We start from the raw sequence: 23,958 nt of genomic DNA on the forward strand, positions 1-23,958 counted from the left end.
ACGACCCGTGGTATCACCAATATGTTCTACAAATTTACCCCCATTATTCTTCTTATCATTTCCAACATTTTTATGACATTTGCTTGGTATGGGCATCTAAAATATGGCAATAAACCCCTTATTGTTGTCATTATTTTAAGCTGGTTGATTGCATTTGTTGAATACTGTTTTGCTGTACCCGCAAATCGCATTGGTCATAATTACTACAGTGCCGCTGAATTAAAAACCATACAAGAAGTGATTACATTAACTATTTTCGCTATTTTTTCTGTCACTTACTTAGGCGAAAATTTTACATTAAACCATTTTATTGGTTTTCTTTTAATTGGTGCTGGTGCTTTATTTATTTTTAAAGGTCCTTTTTAGAAAAACCGATTAGTTGATATCGTTAGCTTGTTTTTTCGGCATGTTATCTACGCTTATTTTGTTATCGCCTTATCAAAACTGATAAGGCTTTTTTTTATTCAAAATCTTACTTTCTGATGATTTTTAATACTATGTATAGTGTGGTTTTTACGGAGGGTTAAATAACACTATCACTTACCATTAAGTTATATAGTCTACTTAGAATGCTTTTACAAAATAATAGTCTGTTTTGTAATAAAAAATTTTCATATACAGAAATATTTCTCTTGAAAAATAATTTTCATTCAGCGCATAATGATTGCTCTAAGAGAAGCATCGTTTCTCTGCCTTTTTTTGCCTCTCTTAAACTACCGCACCCTTAAAACGTGCGTTTTGTCACTTTAACGTCAGATAAAATGGTATCTGGTATGAGCAAACATTCTAACGATTTTATTTATATGCAGGATAATCCCTGTATGCATTGTGGTGCTTGTTGCGCCTATTTTAGAGTTTCGTTCTATTGGGCTGAAATGATAAGTGGTGGAGGCGTGGTTCCGGATGAATTAACAGAACCATTAACGCCTTTTCTCTCTTGCATGAAAGGAACGAATTCTAAAAAACCCCGCTGTGACAAACTGGTTGGTGAAGTGGGAGAGTGTGTAAGCTGTTCTATCTATGAACAACGCCCTTCTCCTTGTCGTGAATTTCAACAATCTTGGGTAAATGGCATTCCTAATGAAGCTTGTGATCGTGCAAGAGCGGCTTATGGTTTGCCTCCATTAACTCACATCACCTTACCTCATAGCGCGTAAGACATCAGAGGGGTAAAGCCCCTCCTGATCATTTAGTACCATCCAACCTATTTTTTATAAAAAATAAAATAACAGCACAAAAAAATCATTATTAAATAATACGTTAGTTTGACTTTATTTTTAAATAACCTAGTATATAAGGTAATGAATTAATAACGTGTGTTTAGTGAGGTTTTTTATTTAAAAATAGTAAAAAAGTTGGAGGGCATTATGATCAGTAGCTCTTTTTTTATCCTTTTCCTTTCTTTTATCTGTTCGACGGCTGTCGTTAGTATGTTACTCGGTGGCTTAGAGGAATGATTATGAATATTTCTGATGAAAATATTCTTTCCCAGAAATAATGCCCATACTTTGCATAACATCAGTATGGGCATTATTTTATTTATCGCTTAAATGTTAGATTTATTTTTATTGTTATTATTTTTATTCTATTTTTTATAAAAAATTAAATACCTCAAATTTTTCTCATTTACCTCTTTAGTAGGTAAAGTGCCCTGTTATTTTCCACGAAAATAAAACATCCTCAGCAACTTGCCCAAACCCAATATTATGCATAACGAGATAGCGTTGGTTATCCCCGCTTTTCTTATTTACTACAATGCCAATATGAGGCCGTCCATTATCTAAACGCCAGCTGACGATATCGCCCGGTACATAATCTTCGGCATTTTTTGTAATCGGTTTTACTTTTCCTTTTCTTGTAAAAAAGACCTCTAAATTGGGAACTCTACGGTGATCAATATTCGTATCAGGTTTATTCAATCCCCACATTCGTTTACTTGGGTAAGCGGAAAAATTGGCTTTAATATCTTCATGCAGTAATTTTTGTAAATCGATATCAATCCCACGATAACTACGAATAATCACATCACTACAAACACCTTTATAAGCAGGCACGTCTCCCATTGGGTAGTCTATTTTTCGATAATCAGAGTCGTAAATTACGGCTCTTGGTAAGTCGGTTGCATATTCCACCAGCTTTTTATTTTGTTCTGAGGTTATCGCTTGTACACTTGAAAAGGGAATAATGAGTAAGAGTAAAACACTGATTTTCATTATTTTCACTGTATGTTCTCCATGAAAAAGTTAAATCCATTATTTAAGAAAGAAATGACGTTATCTGTTTATACTGATAAAGCACAGTATAAAAATATCAGGGAAGTCTTAATTCGTTTTTAGAGTAACTATAAAAAAACCGAGCCACCTTTACGGTAAGCTCGGCTGATAAATAAGAGAAAAGAAGAAGCAAGAGAACAAGTAAGAGAAAAACGTTTAGTTCAACACAATATGGCTTTTACGACGTAAACTTGCAAACAGCATATAAATTGCTGTCACTAATAACACCACAAAGAAGAAATTCATAATGCCGTTATTAGCTTGTGCCATAAACATTCCTGCCCCTAAAGGTCCAATAGCAGAGCCAATGCTATAACTTAATAGCATCACTTGTGTAATAGCGACAATGTAACTCGCATTCACATGATCACACGCTAATGTAATAGCGATAGGATAAAGTGCAAAAGAAGACATTCCTAATAGCGCTAATGCAATAATAAGCACCATATAATCGCTAGAAAGATAAGTCAGTCCCATGGCAAAAACGCCCACTAAACACATCATCGCTAATAACAGTGTTTTGCTTATCATCACAGACAATTTACTAATAATAGGCTGAACCACCATTCCACCTAAAATAATTGCTGCCATCAACACACCTATTTGGTCTGTTGTAAATTGCCCTTGATTTAAAGCCAATGGCATCATGCCATAAATACTGCCCATCACAACGCCAGACACCATACAGCCCACTAAAGCAGCTTTATTTAATCGACTCATCTGCTTGAGTGACAAACTTTTATGGTCATGCCCTTGTGGTTGCCCCTGTTTAAAAAGCAGAGGCGGTAATACGGCAATTAATAGCAAAACTAATATCGCCATAAATGGGATAGCGCCTTGCGTACCAATTGCACCAATCGCCAATTGTCCTAATGTCGTGCCGCCATAAAGCGAGGTCATATAAAAACCTAAGCGTTTAGCTCGCTCTTTAGGATTATCGCCAATTAATAGCCATGACTCGACAACAACAAATATACCTGCAACCGCCATACCACCAATAAAACGGAAAACCATCCATGCTGATAAATAAGGCATTAAAGGCAACACACCGACAGTCACTGCCAGCAATAATAAAAATACAACGAAAGAAAGACGATGCCCTATTCTTGCAATAATAGGTTCTATCATGACCGAACCTATTAATAATCCAATAAAATAAATACTTGCTAACCAACTGGCATAAAGTGTATCCATTCCAAAACTGCTCATAGACAGTGGAATTAAACTCATTAAATAGCCTGACGCGATAGCAAATACCGTTAACCCAGCCACAGGTACTAATGTACTGTCGCCTTTGCGTACCAAAGTAGTGTTCTGTTTCACTACCCTCGTCTCCACAATCAAAACGGTTGATAATGTGCTGTTTTCTCGATGCCTGATAGAGGCAATTCTTTTATCTAGGAAAGATAAAAGAAACTAAGGTGAAAACAGTGGATGGCGTCCCTAAATTCAGGAGACGCGAATATAGCGCTTAAATTGCCATAAATAAAATTATAAAATCTAATGCCAGCAAACAATTTTATTTATATCAATCATGATTATCGTCTTTTTCTACAGAAAATAAATAGCTTAGTTAAGATATTTATTTTATAAAAAGATAAATATTATTTTATCAAGATTATTACGCAAAAATACGTATTTAATGGATAGTAAATGAAGAATTTTCATTGCTATCCTATCGTTATCCAATAGGATAGCTGAAAATAAATAAAGGGTTTCGCTTATTTGCTGCCTTTCTCTAAAGCAATTTTAATGGCATCAGGAATAGATCCACCGTGACCTTTGCCCTCAAACAGATAAAACTCACACTGTTTTCCTGCTTCCGATAAATATTGGCATAACTGGCGTTGTGTTAACCAGCTACTACGCTCTTGATAATTTTTTTGTTGTTCTTCACTCAATCGACTTAAATCAGGTGTTTCTTCTTTTTCGCCCAAGGTTATTGCAATAGAAATATCGTTAGGAATAGCTTGCCATTGCTCTTTTTTCACCCATTCGCCTTTTCCCCACCATAATGAGGGGCTTGCTGCGATATAACGTTGAAATGTTTCTGGATGATTAAATAAAACATAGAGAGTAAATACACCGCCAAAAGAGTGACCAAACAGCGATTGTTGAGTAATGGTGATGCGCTCTTTAGCGAGTTGCTCTAACGCGTAAGGTCTAACTTGCGTGAGAAAAAACTGATAAAAATTTTCGGCATTGCCACCTTGACTAAACGCCTCACCGAGTACGTTTGGCGTGTAATCATGCATTCTCTCTGTAATAAAATAGGCTTTATCCCCCACATATCCCACACTGATAATTGCAGGTAGCGGTTTATTTTTCTGCTTTATGGCTTCGTTTATTATCAACGGAAACTGCGCATTTCCATCAACACTATAAATAAGTGTTGTCTTAGTTGTGTTTTTAGGAATAGCAAGAAAGAGGCGATATTGTTTCCCCTCATACGCCACTTCTTTTTGTGTAATTTGATAATAAGAGTGAGCCTGAGACTCAATTTCAGGCACTTCTTGATTAGGTCTAGCTTGAGCAACCGCAGATAACATAATCATTCCACATAACATTAGTATTCGCATAAATCAGATACTCTGTCGGTAATTTAAAAATTGAACCATTAAGATGAAAATAATAGAGAGACATAAAAAAATAAACCCCATATTTAATACGGGGTTTATTTAAATTTAAGCTTGATTAGAAGCTATATTTAATATTCGCCCAATAACGACGACCTTCATCAACAACCCAGTTACCACCCTTATCATTTACAGCAGGGCCGGTTTCATCTGTAATATTTAATACCGCAAAATTAAACATGGTGTTTTTATTAAAGTTGTAGGTCATTCCTAAATCAAAGGTTGTGTACCCACTACGATAACGCGCCCCAGTGTAACCATTACGTTGTGCTGCCCAAACTTGCTTACCAGTATAAGCGGTATTGGCATAAAAACTGGTTGCTTCATCAAACTGCCAATCAACTCGTGCATTGGCGCTGTGTTTTGGCGTTAAATCTAATGGGTAGCCTTTTAAGGATTCACCTGATGATAATTTTTCATCGTCACTTTTACGTTCTGAATCGATATAGGTGTAGTTTGCATTGACATGCCAACTTTCCGTAATTGGGAAACCAACAGCTGTTTCAATCCCTTTAATATTCGCTTTACCCACATTATCGTATTGATACAGTTTTAAACCTGTAATTGGATCTATTTCACCTGTGTCGTAATTCGTGAGCTTATCTTTAAAATCAGTATTAAAGAACGTCACACTTGCAGTAACACCATCACCATTGTCATAACCAATACCAATTTCTTGGCTAACTGATGTTTCAGGTTTTAAATCACGATTACCGTACATAATCGCACGGCCTTTTTCCGTTGAAGTACCGTACTCAGGGCTGATTTCACGTAAACTTGGTGCTTTAAAGGCTTTCGCTACACCACCTTTTAAAGTGAACTCATCAGTTAAATGATAAACGGCATACGCTCTTGGGCTCCAGTGATTACCGTAATATTCATGATCGTCCAGACGCACACCACCAGTTAACGCAAGGTTATCTGTTACGCTATATTCATCTTCAAGGAATAATGCTTTTTGATCAGCGGTAATAGTCGATTGTTTAATGCCAGAGCCAGTAGATGATTCATCTTTTAAACGTGAATATTGATATTGACCACCAAAGGTCATCACGTTATCAGGTAAAAATGCAGTAAATTTCGCATCAAAAACGGTATTGGTAATTTCAGGGCGGCGATCTTCATAATACTTCTCGCGCTCTTTTGTCACCTTATCAATCATTTCTGTTTTAGTGATGCGTTTAGTCTGTTCTTGATAGACACTTAATTCTGAATGCAGAATATCAAACTGATTTTTATAGGTTAATGCCCAGTGATTACGGTCATTATTGGTTTCCAGCATTTTATTTTCATCCGCTTTTCCGCCACGGATGGTAAATTCACTCATGGATTTACCCGGTGTCGTTGTACGTTGTAACGTATTGCGACCCGCTTCTAATAAAATGGTTTGGTTATCAGTCGGAGTGAAAGCCAATTTTGCCGTAATATTTTTATTATCATTACGACCTTGACCATAAGTGATTTTATCTTCAGCGCGTAAATAGCTACTGCCATAAAGCTGTAAGCCTAATTTATCTTCAATTAAAGGTCCTGAAAGATAAAAATCGCCATTAATGGAATCGCCTGCATCACGGTTATGTTGCAAAGTACCGCCAAGTGCAACAGAGCCATGCCACTCTTTTGTTACTGGTTTCGTGATGATATTGATAACACCACCCATTGCATCGGAACCATACAGAGATGACATTGGTCCACGAATAACTTCTATACGTTCAATCGCATCTGCTGGTGGAATAAAACCACCTTCATAACCACCACTCCCGTTAGGGCGCGACTCACGGCTATTTTGGCGACGACCATCAACAAGAATAAGTGTGTATTCACCGGGCAAACCACGCATCGTAATTTCTTGCTTATTAGCATTACCATTAATGCTAACACCTTCAACGCCTTTTACGGCATCGGCTAAATCATGAACGGGTTTCTTTGCGAGTTGTTCTTTGCTGATCACGGTGATACTTGCTGGTGCATCTGTAATTTGTTGAGCAAAACCCGATGCTGATACAACAAGTTTTTCTTCTTTGTTTTCTTGTGCATACAGCGGGTAAGAGGCAGATAAAATACAGGCTGTTAAAACGCCCATTTTAAAGTTCATAAAAATCCCCTGAAATTAATAACGTTTATAATAATGAGAACGATTAATATTATCTTAATCAAATAATCATGAGAATAATTTTCTTTTCACTTTAGTGCTTTTTTTTTAATCTGTATCAAAGCAAATTGACGCCATGCTTATCATATTTTGAAATAATGGTTTTAGATCACAAAAAAGCAGATGGCATAACCATCTGCTTTGTATTGTTTTGTAGCGTATTTTTAGATTTAGAAAACTAACCGATTACAATCTTGTGATTACCAGAATACGGCATAAAGTACACACAAGATGATCATAATGGCGTAGGAAGCAATATTGAATCCGCTTTGTGTTTTAAAGGTTTTATCTGTTAATACAATCGCCCCTACGCTGTCATCAGTTTTAGTCGAGGTTAAACTCACTAAAGCAATCACAACCGTAGTAAACATAAAGGTATACATCATTTGATCAAGGAACGGCATACCTAATGGCATTAACTTGAGGAACAACGCAAACGGTATAGATAAAACCACACCAATGATTGCACCTTTTGCATTCGTTTTTTTCCAGAATAAACCTAACAAGAATACCGCTAAAATTCCTGGGCTAACTAAGCCGGTATATTCCTGAATATATTGGAATGCCTGATCGATACCACCTAATAATGGCGCAATAAAGCAAGCAATAATTAAAGCAACAACGGCACTAATACGACCCACGTTGACTAAACGTGTTTCAGAAGCTTTTGGCCCAATATACTCTTTATAAATATCCATCGTGAAAATAGTCGCGATAGAGTTAAGCATAGATGCCAAAGATGAAACTATTGCAGCAGCAAGCGCAGCAAAAACGACACCTTTTGCACCTACTGGTAAGAACTGCGTTAACCAAGGGTAGGCTTTATCTGCTTGTGATAACGTTGGAATATGCTCTTGTGCCATTGAACCTAAACCCGCCATTAATTCAGGGTTCGTCGTAATAACAAATGCAGCAATACCCGGCACAACGACAAGAACAGGCACGATGAGTTTTAAGAATGCAGCAAACACTAGCCCTTTTTGAGCTTCATTGATAGATTTAGCCGCTAAAGCACGCTGAATAATGTATTGGTTAAAGCCCCAATAATAAAGGTTAGCGACCCATAAACCCCCAATCAGTACCGCGATCCCCGGTAAGTTCATAAATTGCGGATTATCTTTTTCTAAGATCATTTTAAAGTGATCAGGTGCGGCTTGTGTCATTTTGCTCAAACCTTCCATGATCCCACCATCCCCACCGATATAGCTGACGGCTAATACAGTGGTAAATAAACCACCAAGGATCAGGAAAAACACTTGTACCACGTCTGTCCACGCAACAGCAGAAAGCCCACCATAGAGTGAATAGATAACAGCAAATAATGCTAAACCAATAATGGCATACATCATTGGGATACCAAGGATGGTTTCTAATGCCAAGGAGCCTAAATAAAGCACTGATGTTAAGTTAACAAAGATAAATAATGCCAGCCAGAACACCGCAAGAATGGTTTTTAAATTACGGCTTTTAAAACGGTTCTCAACAAATTCTGGAATGGTATAAATGCCTTTTTCGATAAAGACCGGTAAAAAGTATTTAGCCACAATAATTAATGTCAGCGCTGCCATCCACTCATAAGAGGCGATAGCTAGACCGATGGAAAAACCAGAACCTGACATACCAATGAATTGTTCTGCCGAAATATTAGCTGCAATAAGCGAAGAACCTATTGCCCACCAAGGAAGGGTTTTACCTGCTAAGAAATAGTCCTTTGTTCCTTTTTTCTCACCATCCTTTGAACGAGAAACCCATAATCCTAGACTAATAATAATGACGACGTAGAGGGCAAAAATTGCATAGTCTATTGTGCTTAACCCAACACTTTCTGTATGCATAATATTTTCCTTTCAGACCCATAGAGAGAATAGGATTTTAATGTAAACGTTTTCACAGACTTTTTCCGTTACTCTGTTCACAAATTTATCGCTTATGTTACGTAAATAGATCATAAAATAGAAAAACAAACGATTACTATGACGAGTAAAGCAAAATCCACGCTTTAAATACGATGATGGTTTTCTTTTATAAATTTAGGACATTAAAATAATCGTTGAAAAAAGCCCTATAAATGATAACGATTACACAGATTAATTAAGTATGACCTCTTAATGTAAAGACCATTAAGAGGATCGGCTAAATTAAAAAGCAAATGAGATAATTAAGATGGATAACTAAGAGAGATGACTAAGATTAAAAACGGAATTACGTTGAACTAATGTTGGCGAAAAAATACGTTGTTTTTGTTCAAGTACTTCACCTTTAGAAAGCCTAATAGCAAGTGTTGCCGCTTGTTCTGCCATCATTTGTACAGGATAACGCACCGTGGTTAAACGAGGGTGAATATAGCGTGCAATTAATACATCATCAAAGCCAATAACTGAGATTTTTTCAGGTACAGGGATTTCATTTTCATCAAGAACAGATAAAGCCCCTGCTGCCATAAAGTCGTTGTAAGTCACTACTGCTGTAAAATCGATAGATTTCGTTAGCAGATGCATCATTGCTTTTTCACCGCCTTCACCTTCAGGCTCTCCATACTCAATATAGCTTTCTGGCAATGAGATATTATTGGCTTCTAATGCCGCTTTATAACCTGCAAGGCGCTGAGTTGTATCTTCAATCTGATGAGTAGATGAAATATACGCGATTTTAGTATGACCTTGGCGAATAAGATGCTCTGTTGCCATCCATGACCCTTTGTAATTATCTAAAGCAACACAACGTTCGGCAATGTCAGGAATAAAGCGGTTAATTAATACCATGCTTTTAACTTCTTGAGCATAAGCCAGTAATTCTTCATCAGAAAGTGCTTTTGAATGGATCACAAGACCATCACAGCGACTATTAATCAATAATTCGATAGATTGTCGCTCATCTTGAGCATCATGATAACCATTACAGACCAAGATGTGTTTCCCTGATTGTCTTGCAACGTTATCAACCGCTTTAACGAGTGTGCCAAAAAAGGGATCTGAAACGTCATGCACTAAAACACCTAAAGTTTGCGTACTTTGGCTAACCAAAGCCCTTGCTGCTGCATTAGGTCGATAGCCTAGCTTTTGCATCGCAGCATTAACGGTTTCGATAGATGTTTGACTTGCTTTTGGCGAGTTATTAATGACTCTAGATACAGTAGCGACAGAAACACCCGCTTCTTTCGCGACATCTTTGATAGTCGCCATATCCACCCCTTATGGATCACCTTTATTCATGGTTAAGAAATAACGAACCGTTAATCTACAAACAAAGAAAAAAGAGAGTAATAGAATTTAAGTGGCTTGATTATCAGCGAAGAAGGGAAAATTAAAAAGTAAAAAGATCAAATAAATAGTGAAAAGGAAAGCGTTTACACTTTCCTTTTGTTGTTACGAGTAAAACTTATAGATTGTTTGGCTATTCCATGCTGTATTTGCAGGTAAAACACCTTGGTTTTCATGCCATTCTGGATGATTAGGGCCATCTGGGAAATATTGTGTTTCTAATGCCAACCCTGAGTAATTACCGTAATGACGGCTCTTTCCTCTTGTTCCAGCCAGAAAATTACCGGTATAGAATTGGATAGAAGGCATAGTTGTAAAAACATCCATTTTAAGTTCGCCTTCAGGAGCAATCACGGTCGCAACAGGGGTTTTATCCTCAATCGCTTTTTTATCTAAAATAAACGCATGATCGTAACCATTTGCCGCTTTTTGGCACTCATCTGCCATAAAATCACGGCCAACACGTTTTAATTTACGAAAATCAAACCCTGTTCCTATTACGCTTGCAAACTCCCCCGTAGGAATATTACCGTTGCCATTTTTTAAATAGTGAGTCGCACAAATTTTTAAATCATGCTCAAGTGCAGTGCGCTCAGTATGTTCACCCGCAAGATTGAAATAAGCATGATTAGTTAAACTTAATGGCGTAGTTTTATCACTCATCGCCTGATAATCAATGCACACTTCATTATTATCTGTCAGCGTATAGGTCACACTTACTTTCACAGTACCGGGAAAACCTTGGTCACCATCATTTGAAATTAATGAAAAAGTGACGGATTGAGATGATTGCGCAGTGATCCCCCAGCGAAGATGGCTAAAGTTTTGCTTACCACCATGTAAGGTATTTTTACCTTCATTCGCACTTATTTTATATTCTTGCCCTTCTAATACAAACTTGGCTCCTGCAATACGATTAGCAAAACGCCCAACCGTTGCGCCTAAATACGCTGTTTGTTGTTTATGGGCATTCATATCCGCAGAGCCTAATAACACATCTCGGCGATATCCATTAACCGGTACAATACAGGTTAACCAAGTCGCACCAATATCCATTAAAGAGATAGACATCCCAAAACGATTTTTAAGCACTACGATTTGCGCAGGTTTTCCATCTAATGCGGGTTGTGCTGTCATTTGTTCAGGTTCAAGAAAACGAAGTTCCTGAGTTGCCATTATTTTGCCTCCGAATAGCCCGCTCCTTGGCTGGCAGAGCAGACATAGATAGTTTCTTTTAATCCCGTTTTAGCTTCATATTGCGCCTTAACAGAGTCAATAACTTTATCAACTAAATCTGGTGTTACTAATGCTACGACACAACCGCCAAATCCACCACCTGTCATTCTTACCCCACCACGATCACCAATCACTGATTTTACGATTTCAACCAATGAATCAACCTCTTTGACTGTAATTTCAAAATCATCACGCATTGAGTGATGTGATTGCATCATTAACTGACTCAATGTGGTTAAATCACCATGACGTAAGGCTTCTGCGGCATCTAATGTTCGGTTATTTTCAGTGATAACATGGCGCGCCCGACGATAAACCACATCACTCATTAATGCTTTTTTAGCAAGTAAATCCTCTAATGTGGCATCTCTTAATGCAGTCACATTTAAAATATGAGCGGCTTCTTCACACTGTTGGCGACGGGTATTGTACTCACTATCAACTAAACCACGCTTTTTATTGGTATTGATAATCATCACAACCATATTTTCGGGCATTGTTACTGCCGACGTTTCTAATGAACGGCAATCAATTAATAGTGCATGATTTTCTTCACCACAAGCCGAAATAAGCTGATCCATAATGCCACAGTTACAACCCACAAATTGGTTTTCTGCTTTTTGGCCATTTAATGCAATCTCTTTTTGGCTAATAGGTAATTGATAAAGTGTTTTAAGCGTTTGACCAATGGCAACTTCTAACGCGGCAGAAGAACTTAACCCGGCACCTTGAGGAACATTTCCGGATATCGCGATATCCATCCCATGAAAAGAATAGTTCTCTTTTTGTAGAAAATGAATAACACCACGAATATAGTTCGCCCACATTTTATGAGGTAAAAACTCAATGGTGTTATCGAGGCTAAATTCATCAACTTCATTTTGGTAATCAACCGCAATAACGCGAATAGTATTGTCTTCTCGTTTCGCTGCGGCAACGACCATTTGATAATCAATTGCACAAGGTAAAACGAATCCATCATTATAATCAGTGTGTTCACCAATAAGATTTACCCTACCTGGCGCTTGAATAAAATGTGTAGGTGCGTAACCAAAAATAGATGAAAATGAACGAGTCACATTATTAATAAGTGCCTGCATAATAAATCCTTAGCTTAAAATTTAGTAATGTACTCTAAATCATTTGAGTTGCAGGTAGGCGGCAAGCAAAGATATCCCGATGAGCATACTCATGTATGTGATTCGGGTAGCTGAGCGTAGCCAACACCCCTGCAACTTGCAGGATGAAGAGTATAAAAATCCCACCACATCATTATGTAAATAATGAGATGCCTGATTTAATTTATTTCGTGCGCAAAAAGCAGATTAATTAAAATGCCTTGCTATATTGCATGATTATTAAATTGCATGGTTATTAAATTACATAGTTATTAACGTTGCTCTTTATAATGAATGTCACTTAATTGACGTAAATTATTCGCGGCTTGTTCTGGCGTTAGATCTCTTTGCGATTCTGCCAACATTTCATATCCCACCATAAATTTACGCACTGTGGCTGAACGTAATAATGGCGGATAATAAAGCGCATGTAATTGCCAGTGATCGATATTTCTATCATCTTTAAAAGCAGGCGCAAAATGCCATCCCATTGAATAAGGGAAAGAACAGTGGAATAAATTATCATAGCGGCTAGTTAATTTTTTCATTGCAATAGCCAGATCATCTCGCTGAGCGCTATTTAATTCACTCATTCTTCGAATATGCACTTTAGGTAATAACATCGTTTCATAAGGCCAAGAAGCCCAATAAGGTACTACCGCCAGCCAATGCTCTGTTTCAACTACAGTGCGACTTGCATCTTTACATTCAGCATCAACATAATCGATTAATAGATTGCGCCCGTATTTTTCAAAATACGCTTTTAATTGCACATCTTTTCGCGCTAATTCATTAGGCAAAAAATCACTCGCCCAAATTTGCCCGTGAGGATGAGGTTGAGAGCATCCCATCGTTTCGCCTTTATTCTCGAATACTTGAACCCAAAGATATTCTTTGCTGAGTTCTTCTATTTGATTATCCCAAGTATCAACGATTTTACGTAAGCTACTGACAGGTAATTCAGGGATTGTTTTCCCATGATCAGGTGAGAAACAGACAACTCGGCTAATTCCTCTCACTGCTTGAGTTTGAAATAAAGGATTTGATGAAGGATCAATATGATATTCGTCTTGCAACAACGCAGAGTGGTCATTATTAAAGACATATGTTCCTGTGTAATCCGGATTTTTATCGCCAGAAACACGGGTGTTATTTGGACACAAATAACAGTGAGGATCATAAGAGGGAAGTGTCGCAATCTGAGGCTTTTCATCTTTGCCATTCCAAGGTCGTTTCGCTCTATGTGGTGAAACTAAAATCCACTGACCAGTTAGCGGATTATAACGACGATGAGGATGTTCAACAGGATCAAAAATCAGTTTCGACATAACCTTCTCTCTTATTTATTCAAGATTATCTGAATACTTTAAATCTTATTTCAGATAACCATTTGGGTTTTGTAACTGCCAACGCCAAGCATCCGCAGCCATATCATCAATTGAACGAATGGCTTTCCAGTGTAAATCTTTCTCTGCTTTTGCAGGGCTTGACCAACATTCTGCAATATCACCAGGACGACGAGCTTGTAATTGATAAGGAATAGGTTTGCCGCTAGCTTTACGAAATGCTTCAATCATTTCAATCACACTAGTGCCGTTACCTGTTCCCAAATTATAAATATGTAAGCCCGCTTTTTTGCCTAATGCATTTAATGCTGCGATATGACCATCAGCCAGATCCATAACGTGGATATAATCACGAACACCTGTACCGTCTTTTGTTGGATAATCATCACCAAAAACAGCGACTTGTTCACGACGACCAATTGCCACTTGTGCAATATAAGGGGTTAAATTATTTGGAATACCTTTAGGATCTTCCCCCATCGTACCTGATGGATGCGCCCCTACTGGGTTAAAATAACGCAGCAAACTAATAGACCAACTTTCATCAGCAACAAATAAGTCAGATAAAATGCGCTCGACCATATATTTGCTGGTGCCATAAGGGTTAGTCGTGCCCCCTACAGGCGAATCTTCAGTGATAGGAACCGCTTGAGGATCACCATAAACGGTTGCAGAGGAGCTAAAAATAAGACTTTTTACGCCCGCATCACGCATACAACGCACGAGCACCAATGTGCCATTAACATTGTTGTCATAATATTCAATGGGCTTCTGAACAGATTCACCAACTGCTTTCAATCCCGCGAAATGAATAACAGATTGAATAGAATGCTTAGCAAAAATGGATGCTAATAGTTGGTCATCACGAATATCACCGTTATAAAATAGAGGGCGTTTCCCTGTTAAGGCTTCAACACGATTAAGCACTTCGTCATTCGCATTGCTAAGGTTATCTAAAATAATCGGTGTCATGCCTGCTTCAATCATTTGTACGCAAGTATGACTACCGATATATCCCATACCACCTGTCACTAATATTTCCACATTCACCTCTTTTGATCTAAAGGAAAAGCGCAAGACGGTTTCTGTTCACTGACACAGAGTTTAGCAAGATCAACAAAATCATTTCGTGATCAAACCGACATTTAGTGTAAACGTTTACACCCTTTTAATACGCTTTAAATTTTTATCCAATATCCTAATTTAGACTTGCATTACAGTAAGTTAGTAGGATAAGCAACACAATCTCTCACTTTAACACTAAAAACAATACACATTAAAAGTAAACGATTACATCTCATTTAATGCGCTAATTATATGATAAAACTGACATTCAATAAGTTTTATCATACCTTATTAACTTCCTCGCTAATATGTTTAAGCGGAGTAAGAATACCTTCCTCTAAATAATTCGAGGAAAAAATAATCAACAACTACATACAATAAGCACCATTAATAAACGCCATTAAATAGATACTCTAAATAATTCAAATTACAGCTAGGCGACAAGTGAATGAGTCGCTAGGAGCATACAAATGAAACCGATTGTCGTGCTATATCAAGATCTTCCTGAAAAACTGTACAAAAAACTATCCGATTTTGCTGATATCAAACAATTTAAAACGCTCTCTTTAGACTCTGATGATTTTCGTTCAGCACTTGCCAATGCCTCTGGATTACTTGGTGCTGGTGGCAAAATCGATGAGAATTTTATTAGCCAAGCACCTCATTTAAAAGCCGTTTCAACGGTTTCTGTTGGTTATGACAATGTTGATGTTAATGCACTGACCAAACGTAATATTAAGCTAATGCATACTCCAACCGTATTAACAGATACCGTCGCAGATACCATGATGGGATTAGTACTTTCTGTAGCAAGGCGTATTCCTGAACTTGCTGATAATATTAAACAAGGTTTATGGATTAAAGGTATCACACCAGATTGGTACGGTACTGATGTTCATCATAAAACTATGGGTATTATTGGCATGGGGCGAATAGGTAAAGCTTTAGCTCAGCGCGCACACTTTGGTTTTAATATGAATATTCTTTATCACTCACGTACAGAACATACCGAAGTGAACGATAAATTTGCTGCAACATATTGCACTTTAGAGGCATTATTACAGCAATCTGATTTCGTCTGTATCACATTGCCATTAACACCAGAAACACACCATTTAATCGGTCAAAAACAATTTTCGATGATGAAACCGGATGCTTATTTAATTAATGCAGGGCGTGGCGCTGTAGTGGATGAATTGGCATTAATCCATGCATTAGAACAAAAAGAGATCGCCGGTGCTGGTTTAGATGTGTTTGAAAAAGAGCCTCTATCTTCATCTTCACTTTTATTAACGATGAAAAATGTCGTTGCTGTGCCGCATATTGGCTCTGCAACAAAAGAGACTCGCTATGCGATGGCTGAATGTGCGGTAGACAATCTGATTGCAGCGCTGAGTGATCACGTAAAAGAAAACTGCGTCAATTTCTAAAATCGTAAATAGCGTTTTTTAAGAAACAAAAAAAGGTAATGAAAAATCGCTCATTACCTTTTTTACTTAATGCTCAAATAAGTTTAAGCGGGATCAACATGAGCCATCACACTCAAAATCTGTTTATTTTGCAAAACCTTATTACGAGCATTAACAACAATTGAGTGGCTTTCACTGACGGTGAGATCACCTTTGATTTCAAGATGTACATCTACGAGTAAATAATCACCAGAACGACGTGTCTTTAAATCATGAACGCCTTGCACGCCCGGTGTTGAAACCAACATCTGTTTAATCTCTTTCAGCGTCTCTTCATCTGCCCCTCTGTCCATTAAATCTTGTAGCGCTTGATAAGTAAAACGCCACCCCATACGGCCGACAAATAGCCCGACAATGAATGCTGCTAATGGGTCAAAAAATTTAAATCCAGCCAAACTTCCGATAATACCAATCGCAACAACTAATGAAGAAGCGGCGTCAGAACGCGCATGCCAAGCATTTGCGACTAACATATTGGAATCCACTTTTTTTGCAACAGTAAGCATATAGCGGAATAACCCTTCTTTAGCCGCTAAGGCAAGCAAAGCCACATATAAAGCAACACTATGAACTTCAGGAATAGTCGATGGATCTAAAATTTTATGAATGGCAGAAAACAACATTCCTAAACCGACAATTAATAAAATCGTTCCAAGAATAAGTGATGCTGCATTTTCATAACGAAAATGCCCATAAGGGTGATCTGCATCAGGTCGTTTCTGACTACCTTTATTGGCAATTAAAACAACAAAGTCTGCAATAAGATCAGAAAGCGAGTGAATGCCATCGGCAATTAAACCTTGAGAGTGTGAAAAAAAGCCCACTGTAATTTGCCAAATGGATAAAATAATATTGACAAAAACACTCACTAACGTGCTTTTCTTAGCTGCCTTAAATTTTTCAGACTGCTTATTATCAGTCCGATCCAACTCAATATCATCAATGTGATTATGTGTCATAATAATAATCTTATTTGGTTTTAAATAGCCTACTCTATTGCCATAGATAAATAGAGTTCCATAGGTTATTTCAGGTTCCATAACTCATTGGTGAGGATAAAGGACGACTCTGAATAACAATCCAGTTTAGGGACTAAGATTGCTGTCCAGACATCATATTGAGATGTCATTGCCTATTAATATGCCATATTTAACTCTTTCTGTCTCTTATTTTTATCAATAAAATCTTATAGATACAGAACAATAATATAATTGATAATCATTCTTTTATGCATTTTCTATTTTTAATGAGAAACAGAGAAATTAATTTTTTATAAAAATTTATTAATCGCTTTTCTGTCAACAAGTTAAGGTGTATAACTTATTTTCATTATATTGTTAATATTATTTCAAACTGTTTTTAATTTTTAATGCTTAATAATGTAAAGTAGTAAATAATCATTCTCACTCTTATTTAAAACACAGATCACAGCTATTTTTTACTATTAGGCGATAATGGTAAATATTTTAAACTAACGCTAAGTGAGGTTTGTAATGTATAAGAAAATCCTAGTTCCCATTGATATTTTAGAAGATGAACTTTCTCAGGAACTAATCGCTCACATTGAACAAATAGCAAAGGTGGGTAAACCGGAGATCCACTTCCTCACCGTTATTCCTAATGCTGAACTTTTCTTTGGTATCGAGTTTGCCGCTATTCCTGAAAAATTCAAAGACTCGTCAGAACGTACTCGTCTTGCTTTTGTTGCACTACAAGACATGATTAAAGATGCAAAAATTCCTGATGAGCAAATTATATGCAATGTGGGTGTTGGTAACGCAAAAGATGAAATTTTAGAATATGCCCGCCACATTGATGCTGATTTAATTGCAATTGCATCACATAGACCTAATGTTTCCTCTTATTTATTAGGCTCTACGGCATCATCGATTGTACGTCATGCCAAAATGTCAGTTTTAGTTATACGTTAATATTTAGTTTAAATAACAACAAAGCCCTTTGTCTCAACAACAAAGGGCTTTTTCACAAACTGTGGTCTATTTTAAATAAGGTTAACTGTTATTTTTTAACTGAATCTTGGGTAGTCTCAGCCGCAGACCAAATACGATATTTCACATCAACATCTTTTGGTGCATAAACAACGATAGGTAATTTGCTGTTATAACGGATGAAGGCATCTGATCCCATATTTGCCTGAACGAAGGCATCTTTTTTCGTATTATCAGCACATCCCATCATTGTTGACATTGGGCCATTTAAATCGCCAACAACATAATAGCTATAGCCCCAACCTTCTAAATTCTTTTCATCTAAATCCGCACCAAACCACTGATGGTTGCAATCTACTTTAAGTTCTTTACCAATAATTAATTCAACTTGGTAATTGTTTTCATTATCTTTTTTCTCTAATTCGATAACATGACGAACTTGATTTTCTTGAGCCTTAGGATAAGGTGCAACTTTATCTAAACTGTCGGTAGCTTGTGCGCACGCAGATAAAGACATTGCTGCTACTAAAGATAATATTACTTTGTTCATCACTCTCTCCATTTTTACAGCGAACACTTCGCCGTTAACAAGATTAGTCAGATGTTTTTATTGCTGATTATCTGAATACTAATATTTTTAGTGCTTGAATGCTAACATCTTAGTAAATAGTACTATGAGTGGATAATTCTGAATGTTTTAAAAAGAAAAATCACGTTTTTTCATGAAATGTAAATTTGTGATACATCACCGTGCAGATAAGCTATCTATGATTATACTGAAATAGAGACCCAATTTCTTTTCATAGGAGGTTATATGTTCTCAGATCAACAAGCCCTTGTTTCTCAATTAAGAAATAGTGATCCCCGCTTTGAAGCCCTCTACGATAAACATCATCGACTCGATCAAGAAATTGCTAAATTAGAAGGACCTAACGGAGCTGGCTATAACGATGAAGTTGCCAAACTAAAAAAAGAAAAGCTTCATCTTAAAGATGAAATGCAAAAAATACTTCAACGAAGTGAAAAATAAGGCTCTTTTTAAGCGATGATATTATGTCATCGCTTTTTATGATTAAAAACAAAGATACCGCCCTATAAAGATGCATAATTAATGTATCTTTTATTTTCTAGGGGCTACCTATGTCATCAATACATGGTCATGAAGTTTTGCAAATGATCCTTTCTTCAGAAACAGCATTTACTAAAACATCGCTAATTGATGCTATCCATAAACAATTCGGCAATGACTCACGTTTTCATACTTGCTCAGCTGAAAATATGACAGCGACTGAATTAGTTGATTTCTTAGAAAGGAAAGGTAAATTTATTCCGGCAGAAGGTGGGTTTACAACGAGTGAAAATAAGATTTGCCATCATTGATGGATATAGCGTTTTAAAGCTCGATTGCCAGTGATTTCCTTTTCTATGTCATTGGCTTTTTATATAAACAATAAAAAGCCAATTCGTTCTGACAATCGTAATGATTTTATTGACTACATTTTTTACTATATTTTATTCATCGTCTGTTTGTAACCAGCCATCATCTTCCCAAACGCTTTGAATAAGTTCCATAATGTGTTCATGCTTAGTTTCATCTTTTATGCCCGTAACTTGAATCGAGTTCATGCTACTAAAGGCAATACGAAACTGCATATCTGGATATTCTGGAATGATCTTTTTTCTCAGTTCGTGTTCTAAGAGCGGAAATAATGAGTCGGTTATCTTAGATTGTTTATTAAATAAAATTTCCACACGCATTGGTTTCACCATTTAAAGGCAAATAAACTGTATATAAATACAGTATTATATTCTAAGAAAAAAGAAAAGTCTTTTTGATAAAATTTTTTATCATTACGCATTAAATAATATTTTAGCGTCTCTATCGGCTTAATGATAAGATGTATAATAAATGCAACATATTACTAAGAGAGAAAGGTATGTCAGGAAAAAGAATAAATCGTGAAAAAAAAACCATTCAAAAAATGGTTCACCTTTATGCTCATTCGCATCCTGAAGCTGACTCAGATTATTATCAACAATTAATCAACTATGCATATAACCGATTAGATAAATGTCGCTATGGTGAAGATAAACCAGCCTGTAAACAATGCCCTATTCATTGTTATCAACCAGCAAAACGAGAAACAATGAAACAAATTATGCGTTGGGCGGGTCCACGAATGCTAATTTATCATCCGATCTTAGCAATACGTCATCTTATTGATGATAAAAAGCCGGTTCCTCCACTTCCTGAAAAAAAACGCACTATTCGTTCGACTGAAAAGTAAAATCGGATTTCTTCAAGCGGTATAAAACATGCTCAGCAAGAGGATGTGTTTTATCTAATGTTGGATGAAAGAAATTATCAGATTGATGCATACCTAGTTTTTGCATTACACCTTGAGATGGCAGGTTTGAAACTGCAGTAAAAGCGACAACTTCCTCCAACCTCAATGTCTCAAAAGCAAATTTAAATATAGTTAAAGCCGCTTCATAGGTATAACCTTTTCGCCAAAACTTTTTTGCAATCCGCCAACCAATTTCTACGCAGGGATTAAATGGCAAAGGCGCTGCTGGAATATTTAACCCAACAAAGCCAATAAACTCTTTAGTCTCTTTCAATTCAACTGCCCACATTCCCCATCCATTTTGTTGAATAAATTTTTCACGGATAGTCTCAACCATATTATCGCTTTCTAATTGAGATAAAGTGCAAGGAAAATAGCGCATTACTTCAGGTGAAGAATTGATCTCAGAAAAAAATGGCGCTTTATCACTTTCACGCCATTCTCTTAGGTGCAGTCTGGGAGTATCTAAATTCATCGTTATTCTCTTTTTATATAAAATTAAGACAATAGCGATAAAATAGGATAAGCAACGAACAATGAAAAGAAAAATAGTGTTTTATTTTTTGTTTTCTTTTAGTTGGTTTTCTACTGGTGCAACAACTTTATCTTTATTTGCATTAGAGCTTTCTTTTATTGAAACAACGCGTTGTTGAGCAACTGATTTTGCTTGATGTTCAACTTGCTCTGATTGCCCAGTAAATATACCGCCACGCTTAATAGACATACTGCCACAACGGCTCGTACCTCGTAATTCACCATGTTCTAAGATATCGAGGTTATTAGCAGCACAAATTCCTTTTACAAAACCGTCAATAATAATATCTGGTGCTGTTAATTCGCCTTCAACTTGCCCCGCATGCATAACACGAATAACGCCATCTTTGACATTAATATTACCAGCGACTTTACCCCAAATTTGGATATCGCCTTCAACATTAATATCGCCTTGGAATACCGTTCCTTTTGCAATAATCGTGTATAGTTTTTGCTCTGGCATCGGTTTTTTCTCTTCTGTTATTACTGGTGCAACAGGCTCTGCTGCTTTTGGTGTTTCAGTTTTACGACTAAACATAGCGGCTTTTTTTAACCTCAAAGTCATATAATAAATAGTAATGCTAAAAATTAGGATTAGAATAATCAAAAACTCGCCTGCCATTTGATAACGCCAAAAAGCAATTAAGGCAAGAGTCCAAATTATCCATATCCCGCTGAATATAATATTTCGCAGTGTTCGCTTATTCTCCATAATTAGCTATATCCTTACCTCCCTGACAATAAATACACTTATGCATTCACCATTTTAATAAACGAATGACAAGCATAATGCCAGCAATAAGCCTATTATTACCTTTTAGTTTTTTGATTTGTTCCTTAGGCTAAATAATATTTAGTTAAACACAAAGATTATCTATTTTAATCACCAAACTTTAATGTAAATAAATTATGAGTAGCAAACACTTATTTAGATAAATATTTCGTATTAAAAATTAACATTTTATACTTATATTCTTTTTTTATAAAAAAAATTGTTCAAAAATATTTATCATAAAGCCACAGGACAATCCAATTTTTCAAAATAAAAATATGAGATACCTGTCACAGTAAAAAATAGAAGGGAAAAACCACTAAGAAGAAATCAGATTTAAGTGTGAGATCTGTGTTTATATTTTGTTAAATTTTATCTTTAGTTATCCACTTTTATAACTTACGTTAATATAACATATAAAAACCAGTTTTCTTTTTCAATTTTAATTCTCATTTTATGACTTTATTTTTCAAACAAAACACAACAATTAAATAACAAGATAAGCACAATAAGAAAACAATGATTATACCTACCTTTTAAATATATCTATTATTTATTTACACTGTAAAGAAAATGAAGTAAGAATAACTCCATGTTATATATGGATTTTAATACTAAAAAAAATAAGTGTAAATTATTGATTACACAAATATACTTACCATTCTTTATTGTCTCAAATAAAAAATTTTTCTTATTTAATTTTCTTTTGCAATTTATACCAAATCCCACTAAATTAACAAAACGACTTATCTTAAATTAGCAAAATAAAATGCAGTGTCTAATATCTAAAAAAAAACATCATCAAATTAAAGAAAATAATCTCCTTTTTATTTTAAATAGCACTCAATAATAAAGAAGTGTTTTTATAAATGTTCTTATATTTATCATTATAAAAATACAGTGATACTCATATAATAATTTTTGGGCGAATTATGAATACAATGCAATGTGACAAAAACAATCAAAACGATTGTACGATTGAAAAAAAATCTTTTTTCTATTCACAATATCAAATACTAGAAAATGAGCAAAAAGCCCTCTTCCTTATTCGGAAAAATGCACTTATTTTGCAAAACTGCACAGATACAATCACAGCAAACCAAGATCAAGTTCTTTTTTTACAACAGGGCAACTATACAATAAAAACACAAGGCACCGATCCTGTAGAGATTATTGCAATACCTCTTTCAGATGATTTCTTAAGAGATTTCATGTCAAAGTACAACGATATTTTGTGTAATATAGAAAGAGATGAAGAATTTTCTAGTGCTTTTATTTGTTTTCAAGACTCCCCTCTTATTCACTTTTGTAGCAATGGTTTTGAATATCTCACCGCCCAATCCTGCCCTGAAGCGTTCACACGGTTACGAATTGAAGAGCTTTTAATCCTTTTGCTGTCAACAGAACAAGGCTCAGATTTAATGGCATTATTGCGTCAACTCAGTCATCGCCAGGTTGATCGCTTGAAAATATTTATGGAAAAAAATCATTTAAAAAGTTGGAAACTAAAACAATTTGCCCGTGAATTTGGTATGGGATTAACAACATTTAAAGAGCTTTTTAACCACGTCTATGGTACATCTCCAAGAACATGGATCTGCGAAAGAAGAATTATTTATGCACATCAACTATTACTGACTACTGAAATGAGTATTGTTGATATTTCAATGGAGTCAGGCTTTTCAAGCCAATCTTACTTTACACAAAGCTATCATCGTCGTTTTAATATGACACCAAGTAAAGCGAGAAACATCAGATTAAAATTATAAAAAATCCGACCGAATATCATAATATCTAAAA

Annotated in this window: 23 protein-coding genes; 8 read left to right on the forward strand and 15 right to left on the reverse strand. The window is 36.0% G+C overall.

Annotation, left to right across the window (positions count from 1 at the left end):
• Nucleotides 1-21 precede the first annotated feature (21 nt).
• The gene (locus QQS39_RS13405; RefSeq protein WP_098942257.1) at nucleotides 22-366 is read left to right on the forward strand and encodes a DMT family protein; all 345 of its coding nucleotides are present in this window, start codon (nucleotides 22-24) and stop codon (nucleotides 364-366) included.
• A 407-nt stretch (nucleotides 367-773) separates the two neighbouring features.
• Complete coding sequence (locus tag QQS39_RS13410; protein ID WP_285804705.1) at nucleotides 774-1,157, forward strand: YkgJ family cysteine cluster protein; 384 nt, start codon at nucleotides 774-776, stop codon at nucleotides 1,155-1,157.
• Nucleotides 1,158-1,634: 477 nt separating this feature from the next.
• Here the strand turns inward: QQS39_RS13410 and QQS39_RS13415 are convergent, their stop codons facing one another.
• The 10 genes from QQS39_RS13415 to galE form a co-directional block, all read right to left on the reverse strand.
• Nucleotides 1,635-2,213, reverse strand: coding sequence for a DUF1287 domain-containing protein (locus tag QQS39_RS13415; RefSeq protein ID WP_151436766.1), 579 nt, complete (start codon nucleotides 2,211-2,213; stop codon nucleotides 1,635-1,637).
• A 216-nt stretch (nucleotides 2,214-2,429) separates the two neighbouring features.
• On the reverse strand, nucleotides 2,430-3,596 hold the full coding sequence (locus QQS39_RS13420; protein ID WP_099074867.1) for an MFS transporter: 1,167 nt from the start codon (nucleotides 3,594-3,596) through the stop codon (nucleotides 2,430-2,432).
• A 398-nt stretch (nucleotides 3,597-3,994) separates the two neighbouring features.
• Nucleotides 3,995-4,852, reverse strand: a complete 858-nt coding sequence (locus QQS39_RS13425) for an alpha/beta hydrolase (protein WP_285804706.1) — start codon at nucleotides 4,850-4,852, stop codon at nucleotides 3,995-3,997.
• Between the two features lie 115 nt (nucleotides 4,853-4,967).
• Nucleotides 4,968-7,004 (reverse strand): IreA family TonB-dependent siderophore receptor, encoded by a 2,037-nt coding sequence (locus QQS39_RS13430; protein WP_151435683.1) that lies wholly within the window; start codon nucleotides 7,002-7,004, stop codon nucleotides 4,968-4,970.
• 257 nt (nucleotides 7,005-7,261) lie between these two features.
• A complete protein-coding gene (locus tag QQS39_RS13435) occupies nucleotides 7,262-8,896 on the reverse strand; it encodes a sodium/sugar symporter (RefSeq protein ID WP_151435684.1) in 1,635 nt (544 codons plus the stop codon).
• 336 nt (nucleotides 8,897-9,232) lie between these two features.
• The gene (locus QQS39_RS13440) at nucleotides 9,233-10,243 is read right to left on the reverse strand and encodes a substrate-binding domain-containing protein (protein WP_151435685.1); all 1,011 of its coding nucleotides are present in this window, start codon (nucleotides 10,241-10,243) and stop codon (nucleotides 9,233-9,235) included.
• 183 nt (nucleotides 10,244-10,426) lie between these two features.
• The gene (gene galM, locus QQS39_RS13445) at nucleotides 10,427-11,497 is read right to left on the reverse strand and encodes a galactose-1-epimerase (RefSeq protein ID WP_285804707.1); all 1,071 of its coding nucleotides are present in this window, start codon (nucleotides 11,495-11,497) and stop codon (nucleotides 10,427-10,429) included.
• Nucleotides 11,497-12,657 (reverse strand): galactokinase, encoded by a 1,161-nt coding sequence (gene galK / locus QQS39_RS13450; protein ID WP_151435687.1) that lies wholly within the window; start codon nucleotides 12,655-12,657, stop codon nucleotides 11,497-11,499. Before galK ends, galM begins: the two co-directional genes overlap by 1 nt.
• Nucleotides 12,658-12,947: 290 nt before the next feature.
• Nucleotides 12,948-14,003, reverse strand: coding sequence for a UDP-glucose--hexose-1-phosphate uridylyltransferase (locus tag QQS39_RS13455; protein ID WP_151435688.1), 1,056 nt, complete (start codon nucleotides 14,001-14,003; stop codon nucleotides 12,948-12,950).
• A 45-nt stretch (nucleotides 14,004-14,048) separates the two neighbouring features.
• Nucleotides 14,049-15,065, reverse strand: a complete 1,017-nt coding sequence (galE, locus tag QQS39_RS13460) for a UDP-glucose 4-epimerase GalE (RefSeq protein WP_151435689.1) — start codon at nucleotides 15,063-15,065, stop codon at nucleotides 14,049-14,051.
• Between the two features lie 491 nt (nucleotides 15,066-15,556).
• Between galE and ghrB the strand changes: the two genes are divergently transcribed.
• Nucleotides 15,557-16,516 carry a glyoxylate/hydroxypyruvate reductase GhrB gene (gene ghrB / locus QQS39_RS13465; RefSeq protein ID WP_285804708.1) on the forward strand — a complete coding sequence of 320 codons (960 nt, stop codon included), beginning with the start codon at nucleotides 15,557-15,559 and terminating at the stop codon, nucleotides 16,514-16,516.
• 83 nt (nucleotides 16,517-16,599) lie between these two features.
• On the opposite strand, the gene QQS39_RS13470 is transcribed toward ghrB, so the two are convergent.
• Nucleotides 16,600-17,514, reverse strand: coding sequence for a cation diffusion facilitator family transporter (locus tag QQS39_RS13470; RefSeq protein WP_151435691.1), 915 nt, complete (start codon nucleotides 17,512-17,514; stop codon nucleotides 16,600-16,602).
• A gap of 534 nt (nucleotides 17,515-18,048) precedes the next feature.
• Between QQS39_RS13470 and QQS39_RS13475 the strand changes: the two genes are divergently transcribed.
• Nucleotides 18,049-18,486: a universal stress protein gene (locus QQS39_RS13475; protein WP_151435692.1), complete on the forward strand. Its 438-nt coding sequence runs from the start codon at nucleotides 18,049-18,051 to the stop codon at nucleotides 18,484-18,486.
• 88 nt (nucleotides 18,487-18,574) lie between these two features.
• Here the strand turns inward: QQS39_RS13475 and eco are convergent, their stop codons facing one another.
• Nucleotides 18,575-19,054, reverse strand: coding sequence for a serine protease inhibitor ecotin (gene eco / locus QQS39_RS13480; RefSeq protein WP_198585710.1), 480 nt, complete (start codon nucleotides 19,052-19,054; stop codon nucleotides 18,575-18,577).
• A 264-nt stretch (nucleotides 19,055-19,318) separates the two neighbouring features.
• On the opposite strand from eco, the gene QQS39_RS13485 reads away from it, so the two are divergent.
• Both QQS39_RS13485 and QQS39_RS13490 read left to right on the forward strand, forming a co-directional pair.
• A complete protein-coding gene (locus QQS39_RS13485) occupies nucleotides 19,319-19,534 on the forward strand; it encodes a DUF465 domain-containing protein (protein WP_023581560.1) in 216 nt (71 codons plus the stop codon).
• A 110-nt stretch (nucleotides 19,535-19,644) separates the two neighbouring features.
• Nucleotides 19,645-19,884 (forward strand): YecH family metal-binding protein, encoded by a 240-nt coding sequence (locus QQS39_RS13490; RefSeq protein WP_023581559.1) that lies wholly within the window; start codon nucleotides 19,645-19,647, stop codon nucleotides 19,882-19,884.
• A gap of 132 nt (nucleotides 19,885-20,016) precedes the next feature.
• Here QQS39_RS13490 and QQS39_RS13495 read toward each other — a convergent pair whose 3' ends face one another.
• Nucleotides 20,017-20,262, reverse strand: a complete 246-nt coding sequence (locus QQS39_RS13495; protein ID WP_036934877.1) for a DinI-like family protein — start codon at nucleotides 20,260-20,262, stop codon at nucleotides 20,017-20,019.
• Nucleotides 20,263-20,441: 179 nt separating this feature from the next.
• On the opposite strand from QQS39_RS13495, the gene QQS39_RS13500 reads away from it, so the two are divergent.
• Entirely contained in the window at nucleotides 20,442-20,792 is a 351-nt protein-coding gene (locus QQS39_RS13500; protein WP_151435693.1) for a nitrous oxide-stimulated promoter family protein, read from the forward strand.
• Here QQS39_RS13500 and QQS39_RS13505 read toward each other — a convergent pair.
• Nucleotides 20,770-21,327: a GNAT family N-acetyltransferase gene (locus QQS39_RS13505; protein ID WP_151435694.1), complete on the reverse strand. Its 558-nt coding sequence runs from the start codon at nucleotides 21,325-21,327 to the stop codon at nucleotides 20,770-20,772. The genes QQS39_RS13500 and QQS39_RS13505 overlap by 23 nt on opposite strands.
• Before the next feature lie 81 nt (nucleotides 21,328-21,408).
• A complete protein-coding gene (locus QQS39_RS13510; protein ID WP_226892275.1) occupies nucleotides 21,409-21,924 on the reverse strand; it encodes a bactofilin family protein in 516 nt (171 codons plus the stop codon).
• Nucleotides 21,925-23,090: 1,166 nt separating this feature from the next.
• Between QQS39_RS13510 and QQS39_RS13515 the strand changes: the two genes are divergently transcribed.
• Nucleotides 23,091-23,927, forward strand: coding sequence for a helix-turn-helix transcriptional regulator (locus tag QQS39_RS13515; RefSeq protein ID WP_151435696.1), 837 nt, complete (start codon nucleotides 23,091-23,093; stop codon nucleotides 23,925-23,927).
• Nucleotides 23,928-23,958 lie beyond the last annotated feature (31 nt).

Source organism: Proteus appendicitidis (assembly GCF_030271835.1).
Taxonomy (GTDB): Bacteria; Pseudomonadota; Gammaproteobacteria; order Enterobacterales; family Enterobacteriaceae; genus Proteus; species Proteus appendicitidis.